17 protein-coding genes are annotated in these 17,980 nt (G+C 46.4%); 9 read left to right on the top strand and 8 right to left on the bottom strand.

Annotation, left to right across the window (positions count from 1 at the left end; translation table 11 throughout):
- Positions 1 to 39: 39 nt before the first annotated feature.
- The gene (locus LRL21_RS33570) at positions 40 to 1,212 is read right to left on the bottom strand and encodes a GntR family transcriptional regulator (RefSeq protein ID WP_275901036.1); all 1,173 of its coding nucleotides are present in this window, start codon (positions 1,210 to 1,212) and stop codon (positions 40 to 42) included.
- Positions 1,213 to 1,438: 226 nt separating this feature from the next.
- On the opposite strand from LRL21_RS33570, the gene LRL21_RS33560 reads away from it, so the two are divergent.
- The 8 genes from LRL21_RS33560 to LRL21_RS33525 all read left to right on the top strand — a co-directional run bounded on the left by LRL21_RS33560 (position 1,439) and on the right by LRL21_RS33525 (position 11,919).
- A complete protein-coding gene (locus LRL21_RS33560) occupies positions 1,439 to 4,273 on the top strand; it encodes an alpha-mannosidase (RefSeq protein ID WP_240420163.1) in 2,835 nt (944 codons plus the stop codon).
- Positions 4,274 to 4,442: 169 nt separating this feature from the next.
- A complete protein-coding gene (locus LRL21_RS33555) occupies positions 4,443 to 5,279 on the top strand; it encodes a class I fructose-bisphosphate aldolase (RefSeq protein WP_240420162.1) in 837 nt (278 codons plus the stop codon).
- A 22-nt stretch (positions 5,280 to 5,301) separates the two neighbouring features.
- Positions 5,302 to 6,459 (top strand): Gfo/Idh/MocA family protein, encoded by a 1,158-nt coding sequence (locus tag LRL21_RS33550; RefSeq protein ID WP_240420161.1) that lies wholly within the window; start codon positions 5,302 to 5,304, stop codon positions 6,457 to 6,459.
- Positions 6,460 to 6,461: 2 nt separating this feature from the next.
- Positions 6,462 to 7,691, top strand: coding sequence for a carbohydrate kinase family protein (locus LRL21_RS33545; protein WP_240420160.1), 1,230 nt, complete (start codon positions 6,462 to 6,464; stop codon positions 7,689 to 7,691).
- Positions 7,688 to 8,236, top strand: a complete 549-nt coding sequence (locus LRL21_RS33540) for a D-lyxose/D-mannose family sugar isomerase (RefSeq protein WP_240420159.1) — start codon at positions 7,688 to 7,690, stop codon at positions 8,234 to 8,236. The genes LRL21_RS33545 and LRL21_RS33540 overlap by 4 nt, the downstream gene beginning before the upstream one ends.
- Positions 8,237 to 8,250: 14 nt before the next feature.
- Positions 8,251 to 9,273, top strand: a complete 1,023-nt coding sequence (locus tag LRL21_RS33535; RefSeq protein WP_240420158.1) for a DUF4432 family protein — start codon at positions 8,251 to 8,253, stop codon at positions 9,271 to 9,273.
- A 47-nt stretch (positions 9,274 to 9,320) separates the two neighbouring features.
- Entirely contained in the window at positions 9,321 to 10,085 is a 765-nt protein-coding gene (locus tag LRL21_RS33530) for a DeoR/GlpR family DNA-binding transcription regulator (protein WP_240420157.1), read from the top strand.
- Positions 10,086 to 10,230: 145 nt separating this feature from the next.
- Entirely contained in the window at positions 10,231 to 11,919 is a 1,689-nt protein-coding gene (locus LRL21_RS33525; protein WP_240420156.1) for a methyl-accepting chemotaxis protein, read from the top strand.
- Positions 11,920 to 11,933: 14 nt separating this feature from the next.
- On the opposite strand, the gene LRL21_RS46980 is transcribed toward LRL21_RS33525, so the two are convergent.
- The 5 genes from LRL21_RS46980 to LRL21_RS33505 form a co-directional block, all read right to left on the bottom strand.
- Positions 11,934 to 12,137, bottom strand: a complete 204-nt coding sequence (locus tag LRL21_RS46980; RefSeq protein WP_076234228.1) for a hypothetical protein — start codon at positions 12,135 to 12,137, stop codon at positions 11,934 to 11,936.
- Positions 12,138 to 12,200: 63 nt separating this feature from the next.
- Positions 12,201 to 13,316 carry a GerAB/ArcD/ProY family transporter gene (locus tag LRL21_RS33520; RefSeq protein WP_240420155.1) on the bottom strand — a complete coding sequence of 372 codons (1,116 nt, stop codon included), beginning with the start codon at positions 13,314 to 13,316 and terminating at the stop codon, positions 12,201 to 12,203.
- Positions 13,317 to 13,341: 25 nt separating this feature from the next.
- The gene (locus LRL21_RS33515; protein ID WP_240420154.1) at positions 13,342 to 13,584 is read right to left on the bottom strand and encodes a hypothetical protein; all 243 of its coding nucleotides are present in this window, start codon (positions 13,582 to 13,584) and stop codon (positions 13,342 to 13,344) included.
- A 2-nt stretch (positions 13,585 to 13,586) separates the two neighbouring features.
- Positions 13,587 to 14,756, bottom strand: a complete 1,170-nt coding sequence (locus tag LRL21_RS33510; protein WP_240420153.1) for a Ger(x)C family spore germination protein — start codon at positions 14,754 to 14,756, stop codon at positions 13,587 to 13,589.
- The gene (locus LRL21_RS33505; RefSeq protein WP_240420152.1) at positions 14,753 to 16,336 is read right to left on the bottom strand and encodes a spore germination protein; all 1,584 of its coding nucleotides are present in this window, start codon (positions 16,334 to 16,336) and stop codon (positions 14,753 to 14,755) included. The genes LRL21_RS33510 and LRL21_RS33505 overlap by 4 nt, the downstream gene beginning before the upstream one ends.
- Before the next feature lie 220 nt (positions 16,337 to 16,556).
- On the opposite strand from LRL21_RS33505, the gene LRL21_RS33500 reads away from it, so the two are divergent.
- Positions 16,557 to 16,694 carry a DUF3502 domain-containing protein gene (locus tag LRL21_RS33500; RefSeq protein WP_240420151.1) on the top strand — a complete coding sequence of 46 codons (138 nt, stop codon included), beginning with the start codon at positions 16,557 to 16,559 and terminating at the stop codon, positions 16,692 to 16,694.
- 33 nt (positions 16,695 to 16,727) lie between these two features.
- Here LRL21_RS33500 and thpR read toward each other — a convergent pair whose 3' ends face one another.
- On the bottom strand, positions 16,728 to 17,300 hold the full coding sequence (gene thpR / locus LRL21_RS33495) for an RNA 2',3'-cyclic phosphodiesterase (protein WP_240420150.1): 573 nt from the start codon (positions 17,298 to 17,300) through the stop codon (positions 16,728 to 16,730).
- 183 nt (positions 17,301 to 17,483) lie between these two features.
- Entirely contained in the window at positions 17,484 to 17,888 is a 405-nt protein-coding gene (locus LRL21_RS33490; protein ID WP_240420149.1) for a CBS domain-containing protein, read from the bottom strand.
- Positions 17,889 to 17,980: the final 92 nt, after the last annotated feature.

Genomic DNA, 17,980 nt, shown 5'->3' with positions numbered 1-17,980 from the left:
GCAGTCCCACTGACAAATCATGCTTTCAGGGGAAACTTATTATGACGGCCTCACCCGGGCAGTAGATTTCCGAAGTACCAATTGAGTCGGCAGCGTCAATTGTTTGCGCTCCAGCAGCGGATTTTCAATGACAGCCATGAGCAGTTGTGCAGCAGCAGAGCCGATTTCTTTATCCTGCTGAACGACGCAGCTGGGCGGGATACGGGAAAGTGTAGAATGCTCGTAATCGTCGAAAAATATGACCGACAGCTGTTCCGGTACCTTGATGCCAAGCTCCTCTGCCGCTTCGAGCACGGCAATTCCGCTGCTGTTTGTCGCCGCGAATACGGCGGTTACATCGGGATTACGTTCCAAAAAAGATCGAACGAGAGATTTATGCTCAGCGAAGGTGCTGCGTTGTTCAGCCTTTGATGGATGTTCGCCAAACAACTCGATCAGACAGCGGTGATGGTCAATCGGAATGTGATGCTGGGTCAGCGCTTTTTCAAAACCTGTCAAACGGTCTTCCAGGCTCGTAGTTGACCGATTGTGCAGGGCGACGAACGCGAGGTTGGAATGACCGAGTTCAATAAGGTGGGAAGTCGCGTCATAGGCACCGCCTGCATTGTCCGAACAGACGCAATTCGTGTCGACACCCCGCAAGTAACGATCGATGACGACAACCGGAAATTTATTCAACGTCAGACGCAAAATATCCTCATTATAGGATTCACCGTCAACCGGTATAATCATGAAACCTCTGGCTCCCATTCTGGAGCACTCCTGGAGCAATTGCCGCTCTTTCTCCTGATCATTCCGTGTTGAACGGAACATGATGGGATATCCATGCTCGGACAATAGCTCTTCAGCTCCAGCCAAAATATTCGCAGACAAGGAGCTTTCAATACTCGGTGTCAGAAAGACGATGGGTCTGAATGCACCTACTGCTCCCGCCGCACTAACAGTCCGTTCCTGAGGTATCGAGATGTTATCCTGATCAGCTACCGCCTGCGATATGAAAGAGCCTTTACCTTGAATGCGGTAAATCAACCCTTCCTTAACCAAATCGGACAGTGCGTTTTTGACGGTGAATCGGCTGACTCCGAACTGCTTGGCCAGCTCTGCTTCCGTGGGTAACCGATCATTCGCCAGCCATTTATGTTGATGAATATGTTCAAGGATGTAGTCTCTGATTTGCGAGTACAGCGGAGCGCGTTTCGCTTCACGTATCATAATGTAGGGCCTCCTCTGTCCAAATATACATACACATCCTATCAAAAATAATACCAATATACAAATTTATTTTGTTGTATTTTTGTAGTGAACAGCAGGGATATCTGATGGTTGAAATTGAAAAATAAACCTTTACAAGTATATTTGTTAGATTTATATTTAGATTGTAAGATTTGTATATTTGTATGTTTGATATGTTCTAAATCAAAATAGTGGAGGGAATTACATGAAATCGATTGACGCCCGGCTTAGGAAGCTTCTTGGAAATGCGCCTAAAACCTATTGGGAAGAAAAAATAAGCTCAAAACCAGGCTATTGGGGAGAACGCATATTGTCGCAGCTGGTTTTTGCGCATGAAGTTTCTAAAGTGGAGGGGTACAGGTACAATGAGCCGATTGAAGCAGCTTTGTCCTATGTAGAGCAACAAATCGCCGAAGAAGGTGTCATTGGCAAGCATACTGCGCTGCACGCAGAGAGCATGCTGAGCGAGCTTGCTGCGGCGGCGAAAAGTTACGATATCATCTGCGCTGCACACGCCCACATCGACATGAACTGGATGTGGCCATGGGATGAGACGGTCGCGGTTACGATCGATACGTTACGAACGATGCTGAATTTACTGAACGAGTACCCCGATTTTACATTTTCCCAATCACAGGCGTCCATTTATCGAATCGTCGAGCAGTACGCACCGGATATGATGGAGGAGATCAAGAAACGTGTTAAGGAAGGGCGCTGGGAAGTGACGGCGTCACATTGGGTGGAAGCTGACAAAAATATGCCGAACGGTGAAAGCCTGGCCAGGCATTTGCTTTATACAAAACGATACTTGTCCCAGCTATTTGACTTGGACCCGGACAGCCTGAATCTCGATTTTGAGCCGGACACATTTGGGCACAGCGTCAACGTGCCGGAAATATTGGCGAACGGCGGCGTTAAGTTTTATTACCACTGCCGTGGTAATGACGGACACATTTTATATCGCTGGCAAGCACCGTCCGGCAAGTCGGTTATCGTATATCGTGAGCCAACGTGGTATAACGATAGCGTACAGCCCATTCTCGGATCGTATGTCCCGGAAATTTGCCGCCAAACCGGCTTGAAAACCTATTTGAACGTTTACGGTGTTGGCGATCACGGTGGCGGCCCGACAAGACGCGATTTGGAACGTATCATGGATATGAACGACTGGCCGATTTATCCTCAAATCCGATTTGGCACCTACAGTGAGTATTATAAGCTCGTCGAGCCGCTTGCCGACAAGCTGCCTGTCGTGACGGGTGAAATCAACTTCGTCTTTACCGGCTGTTACACGTCACAGACAAAAATCAAAACGGCAAACCGGATTGGAGAAGCGACGTTAAATGAAGCCGAAATGTTCAGCTCGGCGGCGGCGGTTGCAGCAGGGGCCACATATCCAGGAACGGCGTATGAGGAAGCTTGGAAAAATGTGCTGTTCAACCAGTTTCATGATATTCTTCCCGGCTCCGGTGTTATTGAAACCAGAGAGCATGCACTCGGTCTGTTTCAAAATACGATGGCGATCGCGGGCACGAACCGTAAGCTAGCGCTTGAAAGCATTGCCGCGACGATCGATACGTCACAATTGGGCGGGCTTCAAGACAAGCTTACAGTGTCAGAAGGTGCTGGAGTTGGTTATGGCACCCGTGAGTTCAAAATTACGCAAGTCGAACGCGGCAGAGGCAATACGCGAATTGTCCATTTTTTCAACCCTTCGGCATACGACCGGGAAGAGACGACGGAAGTCGTGCTTTGGGATTGGAATAGCCCTCTCCAAACATTGATTGTCAGGGACAGCGAAGGCAGAGATGCTGCACATCAAATGATTGATGAAGGCTTTAACCCATATTGGGGACATCATTACACGCGGTTGCTCGTATATGTCAAAGCACCGACATGCGGTTATAGCACATATACCATTTCAGAGGGTGAAGGATCGGTGAATCCTTTTCTGCCAACTGATCCGAGGGTGGAACGAGAGAATAGGTATGTGCTTGAAAACGATGTACTACAGGTGATTTTTCATCCCATAGATGCGACGGTCATTTCGATGATCCATAAGAAGACAGGTGAACAAATGATCGATGCATCCCGCCCCGCTGGCTTGTTCCGTCTGATTCAGGAGGATACCGGAAAAGGGATGAGTGCTTGGTATGTTGGTCGCTACATGAAGATCGAGAATGCGCATAGTAACGTGAAATTAAAAATGATCTCGGATGGCAGCATACGACAATCCTTACAATACGAGCTCGAATGCGGCGCTTCCAAATTGAAAGTCATCGTATCGCTCGACCGGAATAACCCACGTCTCGATTTTCAAGTAGAGTGCGATTGGCACGAAATCGGCAAATCGGGCATCAGCATTCCACAGTTGAACTTCCATTGGCCGCTTGCCTACGAAAGCGCGACTTATAAATATGATGTGCCATTTGGTACGATTCTGCGCAAGCCGCTTGACATGGACGTTCCGGGAAATAGCTGGGCGCTCGGCGTGCGAGATGCGGGCAAACCATCTGTCATGCTGGTGACAAACAACAAATACGGGTTTCGCGGGACGGACAATGCGTTGTCGGTTTCATTAATCCGCAGCTCTTATGATCCGGACCCGTACCCGGAGCTCGGCAATCATCACCGAATCAGCATTGGGGTATGCGTTGTGGAATCGGCCTGCGATCAAGAACTGATCGAAACCGCACACCGCTTCAATCATCCGTTCAACGTATTGTCCGGTACTTCGCATACAGGTACTAGGCCGCTTGACGCAAGCTTTTTGAAGCTGACGGAAGGCTCGGTGGTTGTAGCCGCTGTAAAAATGCCGGAGCAAGATGCGGGCAAACGGTGGATCATCCGAGCTTACGAAACAGCGGGAGAGCGAACGACAGCAGCGCTCCAGCTGTTCCGAACCGTATCGACAGCTTATTACGTAGATATGAACGAACGCAAAGTAACCAACAAGGGATCGATTCAGGCAAGCGGCAATACGGTTACGTTCGAAGTGCCAGCCTATTCGGTTGCATCTATTTGCCTGGAATTCGAATAATGTAGGGGCATTTATCGATAGTGTTATTAATAGATCTCCCTGATTCTTTCAGGGTGATTTTTTTGTAGACGAATGTTATAAAATAACGTAATATAATGTTATAAATAAACATTTGAAGTTATAATCGAACTTTAATATTTAAATTATGAATTTAAGGGAGTGGATTTAATTGTCGCTACAACTAAAACCAAGATTGAATCGAATGTTCAGTGCGCAAGGTAAATGCTTTGATGTGGCTGTTGATCACGGTTTTTTTAACGAGTATGGATTTTTGGCTGGAATTGAGAATATGAAGCAAGCGATCGCAACGATTGTGGAAGCAGGTCCCAATTGTATTCAGCTAAGCATCGGCCAGGCTGGACATCTGCAATCGATCCCTGGCAGCCAGAAGCCTGGGCTCGTGCTTCGCACAGATGTGGCTAATATTTATGGAAGCGTGCTGCCGCGTTTCTTGTTTAGTGAGCTTATCGATAAGGCCATCGAGCAAGCTGTTCGCATGGATGCGGTGTCGGTGTGTGTAAATCTTTTGCTGCTGCCTAATCAGCCAGAGCTGCACCACCAATGCACTAAAAATGTTTCTCTATTAAAAACAGAATGTGAAAAATACGGCATGCCCCTGATGGTGGAGCCTTTGGTTATGGCGAGTCAAGATAAGGGTGGTTATATGGTAGATGGTGATATTCAGAAAATATTGCCGCTTGTGCGCCAGGCTGTTGAATTAGGTGCAGATGTGATAAAAGCTGACCCTTGTGACCATGTAGAAGAATATCACCGTGTCATTGAAGTTGCTTCCGGGATTCCAGTACTTGTTCGTGGCGGTGGAAGAGCCAGCGATGAGGAAATTATAAATCGTACCGTAGAATTGATGAAGCAAGGCGCTTCAGGAATTGTATATGGCCGTAATGTGATTCAGCATCCGGATCCAGCGGGTATGACCAAAGCCTTGATGTCGATTGTTCACCACGGAGCCTCTGCAGAGCAGGCCCAGGCTTTACTATCTCGGTAACATTGAAAAGGGGATTATCAAAATGTCAAAAAAAATCATTCGCTTTGGAGTTATTGGCTGCGGATTAATGGGGAAAGAGTTTGCCAGCGCGGCAGCCCGTTGGAGCCATCTGACCGATGTTGATTTTGAACCGAGAATAGTGGCTGTATGTGATGCGAGCTCTGCGGCGACGGAGTGGTTCCAGACTAACATTACAAGCGTGGAAGCCGCATACACCGACTATAAGGAGCTTCTTGCCAATCCTGCTGTAGATGCCATTTATTGTGCGGTTCCCCATCAGCTTCATGCGGAAATTTATGTCGATATTATCAACTCAGGCAAGCATCTGCTGGGAGAAAAGCCGTTTGGTATTGATCAGCAAGCCAATCGACTGATTTCAGAAGCCATTATGAATCATCCAGAGGTCATTGTTCGCTGCTCCTCTGAATTTCCATTTTACCCGGGAACTCAACAAATCTTTCAGTGGGTCCAAGACAATAAATTCGGTAAAATTATTGAAGTCGAAGCGGGTTTCTGGCATTCCAGCGATCTTGACCCAACAAAAGTGATTAATTGGAAAAGGCGAATCGCTACCAATGGCGAATATGGATGTATGGGGGATTTAGGCATGCATGTCCTGCACCTTCCGATGCGTTACGGCTGGAAGCCAAAGTCTGTAAGAGCCTTATTGTCCAAAATCATACCCGAACGACCGGATGGCAAAGGAAACATGGTGCCCTGCGAAACGTGGGACAACGCCATCCTTGCTTGTGAGGTTGAACAGGAAAACCAGCAGTTTCCTATGATTCTATCAACCAAACGGATTGCCCCAGGTCATGCGAATACGTGGTTTATCCGGATAACAGGTACGGATTTCTCGGCAGAATTTACAACGAAAAACCCTAAGCAGGTAGCTTCCTTGCCCTATAAACCGGGTGGTCCTCAAGCGTGGCATGTAGTGGATGCTCCTTACAAATCAGCTTATGGCACAATTACTGGAGGTATCTTTGAGTTTGGCTTCTCAGATTCGATTCTCCAGATGTGGGCAGCATTCTGTGATGAACTGGCGCACAATAACGATATGCAGCAGCCGTTCTACTGTGCAACGCCAGAAGAGGCAGCAGGCAGCCATAAAATTTTTACAGCAGCATTGGAATCCAACCGGACAGGACAAACGATATCGATCGACTGGAGGGATTAGCTTTGAGTGGCAACGAAGCGGAAGTGATCGTGGCGGGACATATCTGTCTGGATATCATACCGACTATCTACGAGAAGCAGGCTGGAATGGATGCTTTGCTGGTTCCAGGTAAATTGGTGGATATAGGTCCTGCTGTCATTTCAACTGGAGGTGCTGTCTCCAATACGGGAATAGCGCTTCACCGGCTGGGCAGCAAGGTGAAATTAATGGGTAAAATTGGTAAAGATCAGTTCGGTGATGCTATTCTAAACCTATTAAGACAATATAGCCCAACATTAGTCGAAGGTATGATTGTGTCTCCTGACGAGCACAGCTCGTATTCTATCGTGATTAGCCCACCACACATCGATCGAACCTTCCTGCATGCTACAGGAGCTAACGATACGTATTCGGCTTCAGACCTAACTCCAGAACAGCTCCAAAGTGTACGCTTGTTTCATTTTGGATACCCTCCTTTAATGCGCAGGATGTATGAGAATGATGGTGCTGAATTGGCCTTATTGCTCAAAAGGGTCAAGGATAGCGGGTTGACGGTATCGCTTGATTTGGCTAAGCCTGATCCTGAGTCTGATGCGGGTAAAGCCGATTGGCGTGCTATATTTACAAAAGTACTCCCCTATGTCGATGTGTTTCTGCCGAGCTTTGAGGAAATTCTTTACATGCTGCATCCTGATTATTATAAACAGTTTCAACAAGAATCTGTGTCTGGGGATCTTTTACCCTTTGCAAGTGGAGCCCTCTTATCTGAAATATCGGAGCAGCTGCTCGATATGGGTGCAGCCATCGTAGGGCTAAAGCTTGGCGAGCATGGCTTGTATGTGCGAACAACGTCCAATAGCAGTCGTCTGTTGGCTATGGGGCACTGTGCTCCCACTCAAAACCATCTCGAGAACTGGACGAATAGTGAGTTGATCACATCTTGTTATCAAGTAGATGTCACAGGGACTACAGGCGCCGGGGACTGCACAATTGCGGGATTTTTACTTGGTTTGATGAGAGGCTTGACTATAGAAGATACACTTCATACCGCTGTCGGTGTTGGTGCGTGCAATGTTGAGCAGGCTGACGCGACAAGTGGCATTCCGCATGGATCAGCCGTATGGAGTCGAATAGACGGCGGTTGGGCAAAGCGTGAAATGAAGCTTAATTTGCATAATTGGAGCATCAATCAGGACAGCCTCTGGGCTGGACCTCATCACAAATCTGTAGATAAGGGAATGGATCATTTATGAAACGAAGTGAATTTGGCAAAGCACAGGAGCGTGCAGCCGCGATGTTGAAGTCTAGCGGTATAGCATTAACAAAGGAGGAGCAGGAGCATATTGAAATAGCAGGTTTTGGGCTAGGTGAGCTTGACATTCAAGGCTTGGAGCTCATCACATATGTCAATAATGACCGTTACTGCGCTAAAGAATTAGTATTGTTCCCTCGTCAAACATGCCCGGAGCATATACACCCGCCAGTCGGCGATGATCCCGGCAAAATGGAAACCTTTCGCTGCCGCTCGGGAAAAGTATTCCTGTATGTCGATGGCGAAGCTGCGGCAAGCATTCAGTCAATAGTTCCGCCTGGGAGCGAGCCTTATTATACCGTGTTTCATGAGATCGAATTGCTTCCTGGTGAACAATATACAATTGAACCTGGTACTAAGCATTGGTTTCAAGCGGGTGACTCGGGTGCGATTGTATCCGAATTTTCCAGCACAAGCCGTGATGAGTATGATATCTTTACAGATCCCCGAATTGAACGGATTCCAATCGTTACGGAAGATGAATAAAAGGATACCAGCCGATGAAATTGTATGGGAAAAACTGGTCGAGGCGTGAGCTAGAAGCACGGGTGGGTAAAATTGAACAAATTGCCGGCATTAGGAGGTTCATCGGCACAGAGGGTAATGAAACGGGTGTTGAGCAGATTCAGGTACGAACGGGAGCGGGCTTGAGCTATTATGTAACCCCATCCAAGGGCTTGGACATTTCGCTAGCCGAATTTCATGGAGTACCCATTAGCTGGCAATCTCCCAATGGTGATACACATCCTGCTTTTTATGATGCTGTGGGCAATGGCTGGCTTCGTACAGCATCCGGTGGTTTACTGATGACCTGCGGTTTGATGCAAGTAGGCTCATCTGGCGAGGATGATGGGGAAAGCCTTGGTATGCACGGTCGAATCCATCATACGATCGCAAGGCAGGTCTCGGCTGTAAGCAGCTGGTCGGATGACGAAATGGAAATGAACATTTCTGGCGAGCTGGAAGAAACCTCGATCTTTGGAGGGTGCCTTCGCTTATCGCGGCAAATTATTAGTCGCCTCGGACAGAACGAAATAATCATTCAGGACGAGGTGCGCAATATGGGCTTCCTGCGCTGTCCGCACATGATCCTGTACCATTTTAATTTCGGATTTCCATTGTTAAGCGAGGGAACTGAACTCCATTTCAAGGATACTTATGTGCAATCGCGGGAACACGGTAATTCGATTCAGGGGTATAAGGATTGGCAGGCTCCTGATGCAAATTATCAAGAACAAGTCTACTATCACCGAATGCAAGGCAAAGCGGAAGTGCAAATTATCAATCCCCATTTCCCTTTTCATAACGGAGATGCTGAGGTTCAGGCTACCCTTCAATGGTCTTCAGACACCTTGCCCAAGCTTATTCAGTGGAAAATGCCAGGAGCCGGTACCCATGTGTTAGGCATCGAGCCTGCTAACTGCCATGTGGAAGGCCGCCACAAAGAGCGTGAGCAAGGAACGCTTGTTTTTCTGGAGCCCGGTGAGACGGTGAAATACAGCTTAAGGTTGCTACTGACCTGAGTTCCATGGATAATAGAGGGAATGAAGAAAAGTAACGGGGGTTCACCATGACGCATAACCCAATCATCAACCAACGTCAGCAGCAAATTTTGGATCGAATGGCTTTGGACGGCGAAGTTAAAATTGCCGAATTGAAGGATATGTTTGACGTTGCCGAAATGACACTGCGCAGAGATTTGGAAAAGCTTGAGTTCATCGGACTGCTTAGACGTACCTTTGGAGGCGCTATTCTCGTTGGCAAGGATATTGCGCTGCAGGATCGTACAGGTATCATGATGGATGAAAAAATGAGCATTGGCCAGCAAGCCGCCCAGCTTGTTAAGTCTGGCAATTCTATATTTCTGGATGGCGGTTCAACAACACTGCAGGTAGCCAAATATTTGAAATCCGATATGAACATTACCGTCGTCACGAATGCTCTTAATATTGCCGCTGAGCTTCAAGCCAAGCAAATTGCTACAATCGTTGTTGGAGGCATGCTTCTGGATAAAACATCGACTTTGGTCGGTCCTATTGCAGCAGGCTCCATTGCACAAATGGCATTTGACCGTGTTTTCATCGGCACCACTGGCGTATCGATCAAGCATGGCTTTAGTAATTCCAATATGCATGAAGCCGAAATTAAACGGCTTGTCATCGAGCAAGCCTCAGAAGTGAATGTTGTCATGGATCATACGAAGTATGGCTTGAAGGATTTATTCTCGTTCGCGTCTCTGGAAGCTATAGATCGAATTATTTCAGATCGGCGTCCTGATCAGGAATTGGATCGTATACTCAAAGAAGCCTCTGTGCAAATCGCAGTCAACAGCTGATTGCCCAAAAGAAAAAATGCCAAGCCTTGGAATCTTTCAGGCTTGGTGTTTCTTTTTTTAACACAAACTTTACATGCAGTGCGGTAAGATATGTAAAGCACAATCTAGTTGTTCTTATACGAATTTGGACACAGGGGGTTACAAGTTGAAATTGTCCATTGGTAAACAAATCATCATCGGTTTTCTGATCGCTCCGCTTTTGCTCGGCGTTATTGGAGGGATGTCTTATCGGTATTTACAGACGGTCAACGAATCGTATACGGCACTGGTGGAGGTTCAGGCACGGGCTGCCTTCGATTCACATGTCATCCAGTTCGATGCGGCTCAGCAAATGAACTTCCTTAACGCTTATTTTGTAGTCAATGAGAGCCAGTATTTGCAAGGGTTTCAATCGACGAATGCAGATCTGAACGAACTGGTGGGGAAAGTGTCTAACAATTTGTCGGAGGAAGGGAAGGTAACGGCCAAAGAGATTTCGAATTTGAATAAGCAGCTGCAGTCGCAGGCTGATAAAGTTGCAGCACTCTTGAAATCAGACCCGAAAGAAGCGAGAAGGCTCATTAGCTTGGAAGTGCTCCCAACCGGCTCGGAAATCAAAAATGTGACCAAAACAATCGTTGACCAGCAGGAGCAATTGATGAATGCAGCTTATCGGACGAATGCGCAGCTTGTTGAGTCAACACGTCAAATGATTGTCATTGCCAGTGCCGCCGCGATCCTGATAGCATTAACGTTCGGGATCATATTGGCCGCTCGCATTTCCCGACCTTTGGCAGTAGTTAACCGCCAATTGAAAGATATAGCGGATGGAGAAGGCGATCTGACCCGACAAATCATGATCAGATCCAAGGGTGAATTTGGAGAGCTGGCAGGATCATTTAATCAGATGGTGTATAAGCTTCGTGAGCTTATTCAACAAGTGGGCACCCATGCGGAGCAATTCGCAACGCATTCCGTACAGTTAAATTCCAGTGCTGCAGAAACAGGAGACGCGTCAGAGCGAATTGCTGCCACAGTGCAGGAGGTTGCAGCCGGGTCGGTGAAGCAGCATATAAGCGTAGCAGAGAGCTCTCGCATCATCGATGTGATCTCCCGACATGCCGAGAGGATTGCCGTCAAATCCAGTCATATGTCCTTGACCGTAGACCATGCAAAGGAAGCGGCTTATCAGGGTCATGATGCGATAAGAACAGCTATGAAGCAGATGACCGAGGCTCACGAGGTGATGACTTCGATGAATGAAGTCGTTGGCGGGCTTCAGGTTAGAGCATTGGAGATTGAGAAATCGATCGAGCTCATCACGGATATAGCCCGTAGAACGAATCTGCTGGCATTGAATGCAGGGATTGAATCCGCACGCGCAGGTGAACAGGGCAGAGGATTTGCAGTTGTCGCAGGGGAAGTACGCAGCTTGGCTATTCAATCGGCACGATCGGCGGAAACAATCGTAGAGCTGATTGCAACAATTCGGGAAGAAACCCGGAAAGCGGCCATGCTCATGAACGAAAGTACGAAGGTTGTCGATTCCGGGCTGCAGGACGTGAACCATGCTGGTGCGTCGTTCAGCTTTATCGTTCAATCCATCGGTGAGATTGATCAGGAAATGACCGAGGTCACCGAGGTATCCGGACAGATGGAAACAGACACGGTTCACGTTGCACAAGCGATCCATGCGATTGCCGAGGTTGCCGCAGCGAATGCGGACGGCACGCAGCATATTCTTGCCTCAACACAAGAGCAGCTTGCCTCGATGGGACATATGACAGGCTCAATCCGGCATTTAAGTGAAATGGCAGGTCAACTGCAGCTGTCTATCGACCGGTTTAAAGTATAGAGGGCACACTTCATTTACACGTAGGCTCTTCCGCGGGTTAATATACAAGGAACGCCTTTACCAATTGCACCAGGCTGGGACATCTCCTCCAGGTAACGACGACCACGCTCGCATTTTTTACATCGGCTGCAGACATCGGAGGTAACTACCTTCATATTAAATTTATATTTATCTATCGAAGAGGGTGGCGTGTTTTTCTTTGTTGCTTTTTTACTCACTATACTCACCTCAAATGTTGGTTTGAAGTATAGTATGCTGTTCGTCGATGATTGGACACCTGCTTATACATCTTGATTTTTGCTTCTTTTGATGCGCTGCCGAATGAAAGTAATTATGAAGATCAGAAGCAGTGGAGCAATGTAAGCGACATTATTAAGCAGGGGCCATGTTGTGTTGACGATCTCTTCGAGTGCCGATTCCTTGGTATAGGTCGTGAGTGACAGCAGAAGGCAGATAAAAGCAACGGGAAAGACCAGAAGGCGATCGTTCTTCAATCTAAGCAATTGTGAAAGAACGCGCATAAGAATAAGCAGCAGAATGGATGCTTTGAAGTAAAAGCCGATAATAAGCGAGAATCCGATAATTGACTCGATTCTTTCGATGATCTCTTGAATAAAGATTAACCGTGCAAGCTGATATATCGAATATTTGAGGTCACCGGATAAGGGGCCCAGCACCATAATGCTGCAGATGATCGAGGCCAACAGCGTCATGGCATTAACAACGAGTGCGAGAAACAGGTGCTTCCCAACCTTAGCCGTGTCCTCTTGTTGTACGTAAGGCAATATGATGGAAAAAACGACTAGCTCGGCGTAGGGAAATCCATATACAATATATGCAGCTTTAAGGATGGGTCCAATCCCGTTCGGTATGACAGGAAGAAGATATTCGGGATGGTATAAGTTCCAGACGAGCACCCAAATGATGATGATGAATCCAAACATCAGAGCCATTAAAACAGCCGCCATTCGAGCCATCACCTCAATGCCGGCAAGTGCCGTCAGGGCTATCGTCACGAAAAGCAGAGAGTTTACGGCATAAGTAGGCGTCTCTTTTAACATCGTGCTTTTAAAGAAGGTTCCGATTTCAATGACTATGCCCGCTACATGCCAGAACATCACGCAAGTGAGTGGAATAAGCAGCACCGTGGTCAATACGTTCCCTAGCGTGAAGCGACTGTATTCAATAAGTGATTTGTTCGGATATTGCCGATATAAATAAAGAACGCCTGCTAATAGGAGCATTCCCATTGCCAAGGCGATCAGAAGAGAAATCCATGCTCCATTGCCAGCAGCGTTCGTCAGGGGTGCAGGGATAATGACGATGGAAGAACCTGTTATAAAGAAGAGGAACAGCATGGTCATTTGGACTGAGCTAATACGTTCTGACTTTTTCATAGGTTCCTCCTGATTCCAGGTTGGTTCAAGAATTTGCAGGATCGAGCCAATGGATGATTTGCTTGGCTGGACCATGCAATAGATCGAAGATGGTGTCAAGATTAGGCCACGGCTTAGCGGTAATAAATACCAAACCGAGATACAGCAGCGGTGCGAGCATCGCACCATAAACAAAGCGATCACGGGGGCACGCTTCTTTGAACTTGGGTATGTCGGAGGCTAGCATAGCGGCAGCCAGCAACAAAAAACAGACTAGTTTACCAATCACGGCTACTTCTCCTTTGTTCCAAAGGGTGTTCCTACATTTAAGCCGGTACTCAATACTTCAACATCTACATCGATATGGTAACGAGCTTGGGCAAGCAGCTTGTTCCATGTGGGCTCAAGCTGCTTCCAGAGCTTCGGGTTTTTCCTGTAAATTTGATTGCCGATACCTATAGCGTCCAGCTCTTGTCGCTTGAAAATCGAGATTGCGTGTTGAAGTTGTTGTTTGACCTGGTCACTGATGGTAAGCTCGAAGCGGTCTACATCTTCTTTTGTTTTTAAAAAGGAGCATCGCAGTTCTCCAACCGTGCCTTCGATACGAATCTTAACCCCTATCGACACGACCTCATCTTTAACTGTTGGTGTTACTACACTGTTGAAGGCGAGAACTTCAAACGATTCCTTGCTTTGCACTTGCTCTTTTGTGCTGCTGATGCATGGAAATTCTAAAGTCCCACTAATGTACTTATTTGTCAGCATGATGAACGATTCCGTATCCGCTTCGTCAAGGAGGTCAACCAGCTTGCCGTCTTTAATGAACGCCACCCCGGACACCTCCGCTTTATTTTGCGAGCTGCTTTTATGAATGTAGGGGATGGCGGACGTTTTGGAAGGACTTTTCAATTGAATCGCCAGCTCATACAGCGGGATGCTGGAGGTTTTGGCGGAATAAAGGGAGCCGCTGGTTTCCATTTTTTTAAATTGCTGGCCAACAGTCTGCTCAATAAATGGTTGAATTTTCAAAAAATCTCCGGCTGAGCCTTGTGCTACCAGGGGGAGAACCGTGCCGCGTGGCTCATGGTCTCTGGAGAAAAAATCAAGGACCTCACGTATATTTTGGGTTTTGGCCAGCTGTTCTCCGATCAAAATAACTCGCATATGATCCCATTTGGGCTTGCGTCCGAACTTCTTTGAGATGTCCCGAATGGCTTCGAAGATCGTTTCTCCGCTCGTTTGGATGTTAATGCCCTTCTCGGCAGTTTTGCTGGTTGTACCCATATCGATCTTGTTAGAAGGATTGTAGAAAAGGGTCGTTAACTGGATGAAATCGTCTTTCGTCCGATCAATGGCCACCGCCTGGACATAACCGTATTCGTCCAATTCATTATTATCCCAGCATCCAGCGGTCAAACCAAGGATCACCAAGGAAACGAGAATGGAGTATAACGACTTCACTGTATTTTCTTCCCTTCTGAGCTCTTTTTGAGCAAGTGTCGATTGCGCGGCGAATGAAGCAGCACCCGTCGTGGCAACACGATAATGGCATCTCTCAGTCTTTTCATATCCAGTGGAGCTATTGACGATAGGTACGGCTGTCCCAAAGATGTCAAAGTAGCCAGATGGAGGTAAATGAGGATGAAGCCGATCATAATCCCGAGCCCTCCGAACGTTGCGGCTATGATCATTAACGGAAACCGCAAAATTCGAATGGCAATCGCCATATTGTATTGAGGGAGCGCAAAGGAAGCAATGCCCGTTAAGGCGACAACAATGACCATCACCGGGGAAGTAATCTGCGATTGAATAGCTGCCTGACCGATAACGAGAGCTCCGACAATGCTTACGGCAGAGCCTATCGGTCGAGGCAGCCTTATGCCTGCTTCCCTTAGCAGTTCAAAGAAAAATTCCATAATGAGCGCTTCAATCACAGCCGGAAACGGAATTCCCTCCCGCGTGTTTAATATCGCAAGAAGCAGAACAGTCGGAATGAGCTCGGAATGGAAGGTAGACAAAGCGATATAGGTACTCGGAAGCATTAGCGCAATAATAAAAGCTGCGACCCGAATCAACCGGATTAATGAAGAAAAAATCGTTCGATAATAATAATCCTCGCTTGTCATGAAGAACTCTACGAAATTGCCCGGACAAATTAACATAGAGGGGCTCCCGTTCACCATACTGATAATTTTGCCATCCAGCAGAGCAGTAATAGCGGTATCTGGACGTTCTGTATATCGAACCTGCGGAAAAGGTGAGTATCGTGAATCCCCGATCCACTCTTCAAGGTAGGAAACCTCAAGAATTTCTTCCTTATCAATTATGGCAATCCGATTTTTGAATTCGTTTAACGTATCAGGATTCACAGTTCCTTCCAAATAGCCGTACGATACCGTTCTCTGACTCTGTTCCCCGGCTGTAAAAAACTCGAATTTAAGCTTGGGCGATTTAAGCAGGCTGCGAATGACGCCGATATTGCGATCAAGACTCTCAATGAAGCTTACGTGAGGACCTTGTACTGTAGGTTCTGTAATGGGTTCAGAGGCTTGACGCTGTTCAACGTTGAGGGCAGCATAACCAATCGCTTTATTCCATCCATTAAAGAAGATTATGACTTCTCCATCCAGAATTCTTTTGACGGCTTGATCCATATCTTCCATCAGTTCAGCTGAAGGGGAGGACACGCCATCGTTTTCAAAAAAATCAATCAGATTGTCGATCGTAACCGAGGTAGCGGGACCGATTTCGTGAGGGACGAGATTTTGCAGTGTCTCTTTAAGGTGATTTTTATGATCAGGCTTGATTAGCGTTTCGAAATAGACAGAAAATGCCGTTTGCTCCAGCTTCGGACCGTAGCCCCAAGGGAAAATTTTCAGATCGTGGCAATTGGCAAAATAATTTTGGATGCGCTTCAAATTGTCTTCTAATCGCGAAGAAATGGCGTTCGAATCCAGGTTATCTGATGAAGAAGCACAAGCTAACTGTTGAGCGGACGGATGACTGGGCTGTAGGTTGTTATCTTTTGGATTTTTCCGCATGCTGTACTCCTTGCAAAGAAGAGACATAAAGTATTTACATTATTTCCATATATATGGGAGTGTATGCAAGGAATCCATACCTACAATCTACTAGTGAATATTTGGATATTCATAGACTTGCGATAATGGACAGACCTTTAAAAGGGATTTTTTGACAGTTAATAGATGGTGTGCTGGAGTGTTTTGTGCGATCAGGTTCAAAACGAACTAGGCCGGTCGATTGAGGCGTGGTGCTGTTAAGGATGCGGATAAAGCGGTAAGCGAGTATATTGAGAAGCAAAAAGCAGCAGGCTTGGGCCGGATTATTGTTGAGGTGCAAAAACAGGTCGATGCTTTCATCGCTGCAAAGAAAAAGTAAGGTAAAGGGTCGCTGTACAGAACGGCGACTCTTTTATTTACTGAATGTAAAAGAAGCAATGGGTTCGTACATTGGTGTTTTTTTAAGATGGCTTTTATAAAGCTTAAATTCGTTGATCGTCCCGTACATAGCAGATTCCGATACGTGTGGGACCAAATTTGTAATAGAGAATGGGGTAGAGTCACCTTGATAGCGTCGAGCTATGGTCAAGTGAGGGTGAAATTCACGATTTTCCTTGGGGAATCCAAGTATAGTCATACGATTATCTATATTTTGCTGTAAGTTCATTAATGGTAATAAATCACCTCCCACACCTGCCCATAAAATACTGGGTGAAGCATGAGGGCCAAAGGTTCCCCATTCTGTCAGTGTTAATTGAAATGGCCGGGTTGTTTCAGCAGCATGGGTTAACAGCTTAGACAGCTGTTCGTATTGTTCAACAGAGGTATCCCCTAAAAATTTCAGCGTAATATGGTAATCCTCGGGGTGTGTCCATTTTTGAAAAGGAAGCTTGGATTGGAGGCTTGTCATTTGTTGAGTCAATTGTTGTCTCCATTGTTCGTTTATAGGAATGGCGATAAATAAACGCGATGATTCGTTACGCATAGGCTGCATGATCTCCTAACGGATTGTTCTAGGATGGGATGATTCCGCCACTTTCAATGATCTACTTATTATGCTTGATTTCACCAATTCTTATGTATGTAAGAGGCTGTCATTAGCAGCCTCTTTGCAGTGAGTGTAGTTAATAAATAAGAGCCGGAATTGACTGTAATCATAGAAGCCATGTTAATCGGTTATATTTTTGGTGTAGTATTCTATAATATCTTTGCGGCGAATAATACCGATAAACACACGATCATCGTTTACGACAGGTACAAAGTTTTGATCAGCCGCCAATGCCAGCATGTCCTCCATCTGTGCATTAATCGAAACACATTCAATCTTGAGGCGTTTTTTGATGTCAATTACGGAGACACTATTCATATTGTCAAAAGAAAGACCAGCAGTATTTTTCAGCTTCCATAGCAAATCGCCTTCAGATAGGGTGCCTATATATTTCCCTTCATTGTCAATGATGGGGATTGCCGAGTATTGGTGATGCTCCAAATGTTCCATAGCTTCTTTCATGGACATTGAGGTGGTGATATAAGCAACTTGATCTTTAGGAAATAAAAAAGAAGATATTTGCATAGGTCAGGACTCCTTTACTCTGGATTTATATAGGCTACCTTAATTATTACATAACCTCAGGTGGAATGTAATGTTAAATGGTAGCAGCTTGG

It is taken from the genome of Paenibacillus periandrae (assembly GCF_022458865.1).
Taxonomy (GTDB): Bacteria; Bacillota; Bacilli; order Paenibacillales; family NBRC-103111; genus Paenibacillus_S; species Paenibacillus_S periandrae.
This window is presented reverse-complemented; position numbering and strand designations above follow the sequence as displayed.

Bases quoted from the DNA above. Each gene is read 5' to 3' on its own strand.
- LRL21_RS33570 (WP_275901036.1), bottom strand. From the start codon at position 1,212: ATGATACGTGAAGCGAAACGCGCTCCGCTGTACTCGCAAATCAGAGAC.
- LRL21_RS33560 (WP_240420163.1), top strand. From the start codon at position 1,439: ATGAAATCGATTGACGCCCGGCTTAGGAAGCTTCTTGGAAATGCGCCT.
- LRL21_RS33550 (WP_240420161.1), top strand. From the start codon at position 5,302: ATGTCAAAAAAAATCATTCGCTTTGGAGTTATTGGCTGCGGATTAATG.
- LRL21_RS33540 (WP_240420159.1), top strand. From the start codon at position 7,688: ATGAAACGAAGTGAATTTGGCAAAGCACAGGAGCGTGCAGCCGCGATG.
- LRL21_RS33535 (WP_240420158.1), top strand. From the start codon at position 8,251: ATGAAATTGTATGGGAAAAACTGGTCGAGGCGTGAGCTAGAAGCACGG.
- LRL21_RS33530 (WP_240420157.1), top strand. From the start codon at position 9,321: ATGACGCATAACCCAATCATCAACCAACGTCAGCAGCAAATTTTGGAT.
- LRL21_RS33520 (WP_240420155.1), bottom strand. From the start codon at position 13,316: ATGAAAAAGTCAGAACGTATTAGCTCAGTCCAAATGACCATGCTGTTC.
- LRL21_RS33505 (WP_240420152.1), bottom strand. From the start codon at position 16,336: ATGCGGAAAAATCCAAAAGATAACAACCTACAGCCCAGTCATCCGTCC.
- thpR (WP_240420150.1), bottom strand. From the start codon at position 17,300: ATGCGTAACGAATCATCGCGTTTATTTATCGCCATTCCTATAAACGAA.
- LRL21_RS33490 (WP_240420149.1), bottom strand. From the start codon at position 17,888: ATGCAAATATCTTCTTTTTTATTTCCTAAAGATCAAGTTGCTTATATC.